General features: G+C 67.6%; 9 protein-coding genes. 5 read left to right on the top strand and 4 right to left on the bottom strand.

The window, feature by feature from the left end; genetic code table 11:
* A partial coding sequence (locus FFS27_RS25200; protein ID WP_272483174.1) for a sigma-E factor regulatory protein RseB domain-containing protein occupies positions 1 to 362 on the top strand: 362 nt, incomplete at its 5' end.
* Here FFS27_RS25200 and FFS27_RS25195 read toward each other — a convergent pair.
* Together FFS27_RS25195 and FFS27_RS25190 are read right to left on the bottom strand one after the other, a co-directional pair.
* The gene (locus FFS27_RS25195) at positions 331 to 783 is read right to left on the bottom strand and encodes a protein YgfX (protein WP_003085534.1); all 453 of its coding nucleotides are present in this window, start codon (positions 781 to 783) and stop codon (positions 331 to 333) included. The two genes, FFS27_RS25200 and FFS27_RS25195, sit on opposite strands and share 32 nt — an antisense overlap.
* The gene (locus tag FFS27_RS25190; RefSeq protein ID WP_003085532.1) at positions 767 to 1,021 is read right to left on the bottom strand and encodes an FAD assembly factor SdhE; all 255 of its coding nucleotides are present in this window, start codon (positions 1,019 to 1,021) and stop codon (positions 767 to 769) included. The genes FFS27_RS25195 and FFS27_RS25190 overlap by 17 nt, the downstream gene beginning before the upstream one ends.
* A gap of 272 nt (positions 1,022 to 1,293) precedes the next feature.
* On the opposite strand from FFS27_RS25190, the gene ygfZ reads away from it, so the two are divergent.
* Together ygfZ and FFS27_RS25180 are read left to right on the top strand one after the other, a co-directional pair.
* Positions 1,294 to 2,238 (top strand): CAF17-like 4Fe-4S cluster assembly/insertion protein YgfZ, encoded by a 945-nt coding sequence (ygfZ, locus tag FFS27_RS25185; protein ID WP_137952272.1) that lies wholly within the window; start codon positions 1,294 to 1,296, stop codon positions 2,236 to 2,238.
* 100 nt (positions 2,239 to 2,338) lie between these two features.
* A complete protein-coding gene (locus tag FFS27_RS25180) occupies positions 2,339 to 3,175 on the top strand; it encodes an HDOD domain-containing protein (protein ID WP_003085528.1) in 837 nt (278 codons plus the stop codon).
* A 7-nt stretch (positions 3,176 to 3,182) separates the two neighbouring features.
* Here the strand turns inward: FFS27_RS25180 and FFS27_RS25175 are convergent, their stop codons facing one another.
* Positions 3,183 to 4,565 carry a sensor histidine kinase gene (locus FFS27_RS25175; RefSeq protein WP_003085526.1) on the bottom strand — a complete coding sequence of 461 codons (1,383 nt, stop codon included), beginning with the start codon at positions 4,563 to 4,565 and terminating at the stop codon, positions 3,183 to 3,185.
* Entirely contained in the window at positions 4,558 to 5,229 is a 672-nt protein-coding gene (locus FFS27_RS25170) for a response regulator (RefSeq protein ID WP_003085524.1), read from the bottom strand. The genes FFS27_RS25175 and FFS27_RS25170 overlap by 8 nt, the downstream gene beginning before the upstream one ends.
* Before the next feature lie 210 nt (positions 5,230 to 5,439).
* Here FFS27_RS25170 and FFS27_RS25165 point away from each other — a divergent pair, with 210 nt between their 5' ends.
* Together FFS27_RS25165 and FFS27_RS25160 are read left to right on the top strand one after the other, a co-directional pair.
* Positions 5,440 to 6,723: an OprD family porin gene (locus tag FFS27_RS25165; RefSeq protein ID WP_023101501.1), complete on the top strand. Its 1,284-nt coding sequence runs from the start codon at positions 5,440 to 5,442 to the stop codon at positions 6,721 to 6,723.
* Between the two features lie 29 nt (positions 6,724 to 6,752).
* On the top strand, positions 6,753 to 7,258 hold a 506-nt coding region (locus FFS27_RS25160; RefSeq protein ID WP_256659638.1), incomplete at its 3' end, for a tripartite tricarboxylate transporter substrate-binding protein.

The following is a 7,258-nucleotide window of genomic DNA, read 5'->3' as shown; positions in this document are numbered from 1 at the left end:
GCTTCTCCACCCATGAGATCTGGCATCGCGTGGAGAGCGATGTCGCGGTTCGCGAGCGCCTGCTCCAGCTCGACGGCGCGCGCCAGGAAGTGGTCCGGGTCGATGGGCGCACCAACAAGCGCCTGCAGCGCGCCCAGCACCGGGTGCGCCTGCTGCTCAGCGAGATCGACGAGTTCTACAGCAACTACAAGGTCAGCCGCGACCTGATCGAGTTGCGCAACCTGGCGCTGGTCGCCGAACTGATCATCCGCTCGGCCATGCAGCGCCGCGAAAGCCGGGGCCTGCACTACACGCTGGATTATCCGGACCTGCTGCCCGAAGCCCGCGACACTATCCTGGTGCCGCCCATCTACGGCGACTGAAGCGCAGGCGGACACGCAGGCGCCGATGGCTGTCGGCGCCCAATGCATCGGCCGGGATACAGCAGCCAAGGATGCGCCAGCGGCCCGGCAGGCGCACGCGCAGTACGATCAGCCAGGGCAGCGCCAGGCTGTCCGGGCGCAATTGCACCGCTTGCCAGCCGCTTCCGGCGCTCCACAGCTGCCAGCCCTGCTCGTCATGGCGCAACCCACGGAAGGCCCGCGAGCCGCGCAGCAGTACCTGGCGGTACAGCCCCCAGGCACCGTAGGCCAGGCAGACCAGCGCCAGCGGCGGCTTCAGCCAGACCGGCAGCGCCGCCAGCAGGATCGACAGCAGCGCCAGGGCCCACAGTGCCAGGCTCGCCGCCAGCAGGATCGGAGAGACCCGCCAGCGGCATTCGAACGGCTCAATCCGGCTGGACACGGTCCAGGATCATCCGCACCATCCGCCGCAGGTCGGCGTCTTCCGGCTCGCCGCGCTGCATGAACCAACCGAACATGTCCTGGTCCTCGCACTCCAGCAGCTTGCGGAAGCGCGCCTGGTCCTCGGCGTCCAGGCCCGGGTAAACCTCCTGCACGAAAGGCACCAGCAGCACATCCAGTTCCAGCATGCCGCGACGGCTGTGCCAGTAGAGTCGTTTCAGTTCGGTTTCATCTGCCATGTTCGGGCTCCTCGAAAACGCCCGGCATTATAGGGCGGTTGCGCTCGAATGGCGCGGCCCGATGACGAGGCGTCGCTCCGCCGGCGTCCGCCCTTGGTCGTATTGCCCGGCAAACCAAGGGTATCCGCGCGGGACGCAGGCCCATGCCGACGGCGGCCTCGGAAGTGTCCGACAACCGTCAAGGCGGATGCGCCAGGCATTCTTGCCCGCTGACAAGCCTCGGACCGAGTTCTATGATGACGGTCCTGACTGACTGACCGCGCAGCATCGCAATGGCCGACCCCGCTTTCCACACCCCGCTAGTCCATGAAGGCATCCTCGCCGTCCGCGGCCCGGACGCCGCCAAGTTCCTCCAGGGCCAGCTGACCTGCAACCTCGCCTACCTGAACGACGAGACCTCCAGCCTCGGCGGCCGCTGCAACATCAAGGGCCGCCTGCTATCGAGCTTCCGCATCCTGCCCGAGGGCGACGGCCTGCTGCTGGCGATGGCCGGCGAGCTGCTCGAGGCCCAGTTGGCGGACCTGAAGAAATACGCCGTATTCTCCAAGGCCAGCCTTGCCGACGAGAGCGCAGCCTGGCTCCGCATAGGCTTGCGCGACGCCAGCGAGGCACTGCGCGCCCTGGGGATAGACACCCCGGCGGAGAGCGGCAGGATCGCCCGCCACGGCGACCTGCTCGCCGTCGCCCTGGGCGACGCCCGCGTCGAGCTATGGGTTCCGGCGCAGCGCGCCGAGGCGGTGCTTGCCACGCTCCGCGAGCACAGCCGCGAGGCGCCGCTCGACGATTGGCTGCTCGGCCAGGTGCGCGCCGGCGTCGGCCAGGTGTTCGGCGCTACCCGCGAGCTGTTCATCCCACAGATGATCAACCTGCAGGCGGTCGGCGGGGTCAGCTTCAAGAAGGGCTGCTATACCGGCCAGGAAATCGTCGCCCGCATGCAGTATCTCGGCCGCCTCAAGCGCCGCCTGTATCGCCTGGCGCTGGACGCAGACGAGGTGCCGGCGCCCGGCACCGGGCTGTTCTCGCCGGTCCATTCCACCAGCGTCGGCGAAGTGGTACTGGCCGCCCGTACGCCGGAGAACAGCGTGGAATTGCTCGCCGTGCTGCAGGACGACGCCGTCGCCGACGGCCGGATCAGCCTCGGAAGCGCCGAAGGAGCGCCGCTCGTCCTCCTCAATCTGCCTTACACGCTGGACAGCGACAGCGAAATCCAGCGCTGACCGTAAACTGTGCCTCGCCGTCCGCGGACGGCCCGCCAGTATTCCCATGGCCGGTGCACGTACAGCGTGCTCCGGCCATTGCGTTTTCAAAGGAAATGCCATGAGCAAGCTTGCCGACAAAGTCCAACAGGACCTGATCCGCGCCATCGATCAGGATGAACTGGTGCTGCCGACCCTGCCCGAGGTGGCCCTGCAGGTCCGCGAGGCGGCGGAGGACCCGGATGTCAGCATCCAGGCCCTGAGCAAGGTGATCGGCAACGACGCGGCGCTGACCGCGCGCATCATCCGCGTGGTGAACAGTCCGCTGCTGCGCAGCCCGAAGGAAATCACCGACCTGCAGATGGCGATCAGCCGGCTGGGCATCAACTACACCTGCAACCTGGCCACCGGCCTGGCCATGGAGCAGATGTTCCAGGCCACCACCGACGTGGTCGACCGCAAGATGCGCGAAGTCTGGAACAAGAGCACCGAGATCGCCGGCATCTGCCACGTGCTGGCCCGTCACTACACCCGCCTGGCGCCGGACCAGGCGACCCTGGCCGGGCTGGTGCACCAGATCGGCGTGCTGCCGATCCTCACCTACGCCGAGGATCACAACGAGCTGCTGTCGGACTCCATCAGCCTGAGCCACGTGATCGAGCGCATCCATCCGCTAATCGGCGAGCGCATCCTCAAAGCCTGGGATTTCCCCGCGCCGATCGCCGAGGTCCCGCGCCAGCACCTGGACTTCACCCGCAACTCGCCGCGCGCCGACTATACCGACCTGGTCCAGGTCGCCACCCTGCAGAGCTACCTTGGCAGCGAGCATCCCTATACCCGCCTGGACTGGAGCCAGATCCCGGCGTTCGCCAAGCTCGGCCTCGAACCGACCGTCGACATGAAGGAAGACGAGGACCTCTCCAGCGCCCTGGAAGCCGCCACCAGCATGCTGCAATAGGCCCGCCCTACTCCGCCGGGAAGCGCACCCGCACCAGCAAGCCGCCCAGTTCGCCCTGGTCGAGCTGGATCTGCGCCCGGTGCGCCCGGCAGACCTCGCCGACGATCGCCAGCCCCAGGCCGCTGCCGGGGCTGTCGCCGCGCCGGTAGAAGCGCTGGAAGACCCGCTCGCGGTCGGCGGCGGGAATTCCCGGACCATCGTCTTCCACTTCCAGCACTCCCCCCTCCAGCACCCTGAGGATCACGTTGCCGCCCTGCGGGGTGTGCGCCAGCGCGTTGTCCAGCAGGTTGCTGAGCAATTCGTTGAGCAGCGTCGGTTCACCCTGGATCCACACCGGCCCGGCGCTTTCCAGCGCCAGCGAGGCTCCCCGCGCATAGGCCAGCGGCGCCAGCGCCAGGCCCAGTTCCCGGGCCAGGGCGGTCAGGTCGATACGCTCGGCGCCGCCCTCGGCGATGGCCTGGGCGCCGCTTTCGATGCGCGCCAGGGAGAGCAGCTGGTTGGCCAGATGGATCAGGCGGTCGGTGTTCTTCGCCGTGGTCTCCAGGGTCGAACGCCAGGCTTCCGGCTCCTGCTCGCGCAGGCCCAGTTCCAGGCGCGCCTTGAGCGCCGCCAGCGGGGTGCGCAACTCGTGGGCGGCATCGGCGATGAACTGCGACTGCCGCTCGAACAGGCTGCGCAGGCGCTGGGTGAAGTGGTTCAGCGACTCCACCAGCGGCCGCAATTCATGTTGGACCTCGAGCATCGGCAACGGCCGCAGGTCGTCCGGCTGGCGCTCTTCCACCTCGCGGCGCAGGCGATCCAGCGGACGCAGCGCGGCGCTCACCGCCAGCCACACCAGCACCAGCGCGCCGACGCCGAGGACGCCCAGGCGCAACAGGGTATCGGTCATCAGGCTGCGCGCCATGCGCTCGCGGGCGCCTTCGGTCTCGGCCACGCGGATCTCCGCCATGCCGCTCATGCTCGGTTCGCTGACCGGCTGCAGCAGGCTCACCACGCGTACGTCGACGCCCTGGTAGACGCCGTCGTAGAACTTCGCCAAGGCCGGGTAGTCGTCGGTGCGCAGGGTCTCGGCGGGTGCTGCCGGAAGATTCTCGTAGCCGGAGATCATCCGACCATGGATGTCGTTGACCTGGTAGAAGATCCGCCCGGCGCTGTCGTAGGCGAAGGTATCCAGCGCCACGTAGGGGACGTCGGCGCGCAGGGTGCCGTCCTTCTCGTAGAGCCCGTCGGCGATCGCCCGCGCCGAGGCCAGCAAGGTCCGGTCGTAGGCGGTGTCGGCCACCTCGCGGCCGTTCCAGTAGGCGCTCAGGCCGCTCGCCAGGAGCACCAGCAGCAGGAGCAGGGCCAGCCACAGCAGCAGCCGTCCGCGCAGACTGCCGGCATCAGTCACCCTGCGCCTCCAGCAGGTAGCCGAGGCCGCGGAAGGTGACGATGCGCACGGCGCCGCCTTCCAGCTTCTTGCGCAGGCGGTGGACGTAGATCTCGATGGCGTCGGCGCTGGCCTCCTCGTCCAGGCCGAAGACCTGGGCGGCCAGTTGCTCCTTGCTCATCACCCGCCCCGGACGGGCGATCATCGCTTCCAGCACCGCCTGTTCCCGCGAGGTCAGGGTCAGCGGCTGCTCGTCGAGGCTGAAGCGCCGAGTGCCGAGGTCGTAGACCAGAGCGCCGCAGCGCTGCAACTGTTCGCCGCCGAGCACGCTGCGGCGCAGCAGGGCCTTGACCCGCGCCTCCAGCTCGGACAGTTCGAAAGGCTTTGCCAGGTAGTCGTCGGCGCCGAGATTGAGGCCGTGCACCCGGTCCTTCACCTCGCCGCGCGCAGTCAGCATCAGCACCGGCAAGGTCTTGCCGCGCCCGCGCAGGCGCGCCAGCACCTCGAAGCCGTCCATCCGCGGCAGGCCGACGTCGAGAATCGCCAGGGCGTACTCCTCGCTGGCCAGGGCCAGGTCGGCGGCCACCCCGTCCTGCAGCAGGTCTACCGTCCAGCCAGCGCCCTTGAGCGCCTGGACCACGCTTTCGGCGAGCTGCGGATGATCTTCCACCAGAAGGATGCGCATGGACGGTTCTCCACCACCGGATGAGGGCACAAGAGGCGAAGTGTACCGGGGAAAACCCTCCGGTAAATGGCTTCTCTGCCACCGGGGATTGCTGAAAGCCTGGCGAAAGCTTGGCGTCTTAGGATCAGTCGATGGACGGCGCAGATCGTCCGCCAAAACGCCCTGCAGCGTGGTGCTCGGCGTACAAGAACAAGAATCGGAGACCACTGCATGTCGACTTCCCTGCCGCAGGCCGCAAGGTCTGTACGTTTGTCCCGCAGCACCACCCTAACCACCACCGCCGTCGTGCTCGCCGGCATCGCGCCCCTGGGCAACGCCGCCGGCTTCCTCGAAGACAGCAAGGCCAGCCTGGAAACCCGCAACTTCTACATGAACCGCGACTTCCGCGACGGCCCCGGCCAGTCCAAGCGCGAGGAGTGGGCGCAAGGCTTCATCCTCAACCTGCAGTCCGGCTACACCCAGGGCAGCGTCGGCTTCGGCCTCGACGCCATGGGCATGCTCGGCGTCAAGCTCGACTCCGGCCGCGGCCGCAGCGGTACCGGACTGCTGCCGAAGGATTCCGACGGCCGCGCGCCGGACACCTACTCGAAACTGGGCCTGACCGCCAAGGTCAAGGTCTCGCAGAGCGAGCTGAAGGTCGGCACGCTGATTCCGAAGCTGCCATCGGTACAACCGAACAACGGGCGGATCTTCCCGCAGATATTCGAAGGCGCGCTGCTCACCTCGAAGGAGATCAAGGACCTCGGCTTCACCGCCGGGCGCCTGGAAAAGACCAAGATCCGCGACTCCAGCGACTCCGAGGACCTCGCGCTGAACGACAAGAACGGCCGCTTCGCCGGGGTCAGCGCCGATCACTTCGACCTCGGCGGACTGGACTACAAGCTCACCGACCAACTCACCGCCAGCTATCACTACAGCAACCTGCAGGACGTCTACCGCCAGCACTTCGTCGGCCTGCTGCACAGCTGGCCGATCGGTCCCGGCGAACTGACCAGCGACCTGCGCTTCGCCCGCAGCACCGACAGCGGCTCGGCCAAGGCCGGCGGCATCGACAACAAGTCGCTCAACGGCATGTTCACCTACAGCCTTGGCAACCATGCCTTCGGCGCGGCCTGGCAGCGAATGAACGGCGACGACGCCTTCCCCTACCTGGAAGGCAGCAACCCGTACCTGGTCAACTTCGTCCAGGTCAACGACTTCGCCGGCCCCAAGGAGCGCTCCTGGCAACTGCGCTACGACTACGACTTCGTCGGCCTCGGCATTCCCGGCCTGACCTTCATGACCCGCTACGTCAAGGGCGACAATGTCGAACTCGCCGGGCAGAGCGGCGAAGGCCGCGAATGGGAACGCAACACCGAACTGCAGTACGTGTTCCAGAGCGGCGCGCTGAAGAACCTCGGAATCCGCTGGCGCAACGCGACCTTCCGTTCCAATTTCACCCGCGACATCGATGAGAACCGCCTGATCGTCAGCTATACCCTGCCGATCTGGTAAGCCAGAACAAGAACTCCACAGGAGCACCGATGATGATGAAACTGTCTTTTCGTCCCCTCGCCTTGGTTGCCGCCGGCCTGCTGCTGGCCGGCGCCGCCGTGGCCGAACCCAAGCGTCCCGAATGCATCGCCCCGGCGTCCCCCGGCGGCGGTTTCGACCTCACCTGCAAGCTGGCGCAGAGCGCCCTGGTCGAGGCCAAGCTGCTGAGCAAGCCGATGCGCGTCACCTACATGCCCGGCGGCGTCGGCGCGGTCGCCTATAACGCGGTGGTCGCCCAACGCCCGGGCGACGCCGGCACCATCACCGCCTTCTCCAGCGGCTCGCTGCTGAACCTGGCCCAGGGCAAGTTCGGCCGCTTCGACGAGAACGCGGTGAAATGGCTGGCCGCCATCGGCACCAGCTACGGCGCCATCGCGGTGCGCACCGATTCGCCCTACAAGAACCTCGACGACCTGGTGAAGGCGCTCAAGGCCGACCCGAGCAAGGTGGTGATCGGCTCCGGCGGCACCGTCGGCAGCCAGGACTGGATGCAGAC

It is taken from the genome of Pseudomonas sp. 2VD, from assembly GCF_005503585.1.
Lineage (GTDB): Bacteria > Pseudomonadota > Gammaproteobacteria > Pseudomonadales > Pseudomonadaceae > Pseudomonas > Pseudomonas aeruginosa.
Note: the sequence above shows the minus strand (reverse complement) of the source record. Positions and strands in the feature narration are given on the sequence as shown.

Excerpts from the sequence above, each read along its gene's own strand:
- FFS27_RS25180 (WP_003085528.1), top strand. The coding sequence starts at position 2,339 with ATGAGCAAGCTTGCCGACAAAGTCCAACAGGACCTGATCCGCGCCATC.
- FFS27_RS25165 (WP_023101501.1), top strand. The coding sequence starts at position 5,440 with ATGTCGACTTCCCTGCCGCAGGCCGCAAGGTCTGTACGTTTGTCCCGC.
- ygfZ (WP_137952272.1), top strand. The coding sequence starts at position 1,294 with ATGGCCGACCCCGCTTTCCACACCCCGCTAGTCCATGAAGGCATCCTC.
- FFS27_RS25190 (WP_003085532.1), bottom strand. The coding sequence starts at position 1,021 with ATGGCAGATGAAACCGAACTGAAACGACTCTACTGGCACAGCCGTCGC.
- FFS27_RS25170 (WP_003085524.1), bottom strand. The coding sequence starts at position 5,229 with ATGCGCATCCTTCTGGTGGAAGATCATCCGCAGCTCGCCGAAAGCGTG.